Raw genomic sequence first — 277 nt, 5'->3', positions numbered from 1 at the left:
ATCGCCTTGAGGGTTGAGGCAACGCCGGCGACGGCGATGGCGCGCTTGAGGTTGTAGGCCAGGATCGCCAGGCTGGCTTCGGTTGCGACGTTCTTGAGGCCCCGCGTTCGGAAGTGGGTCGCGCCCATCCAGCCTTTGATGGTGCCGAAGACGTGCTCGACAGTGCATCGGCGGACCGCCATCGCGTCGGGCATGGCCTCGAACCGACGTTCCATCTCGTCGAGCACCGCCTCATGCTCCCATCGTCGGATGCGCTTCTCCTTGCCGGCCGTGCACA

At 65.7% G+C, this 277-nt stretch carries 1 protein-coding gene; it reads right to left on the bottom strand.

Features of this window, described 5'->3' with window-relative positions; all coding sequences use genetic code 11:
- The coding region (locus ABFY71_RS18845; RefSeq protein ID WP_347947404.1) for a transposase at positions 1-277 on the bottom strand (277 nt) is incomplete at both ends.

Origin of the sequence: Devosia alba (assembly GCF_039938915.1) — a bacterium.
Classification (GTDB): domain Bacteria; phylum Pseudomonadota; class Alphaproteobacteria; order Rhizobiales; family Devosiaceae; genus Devosia; species Devosia alba.
Note: the sequence above shows the minus strand (reverse complement) of the source record. Positions and strands in the feature narration are given on the sequence as shown.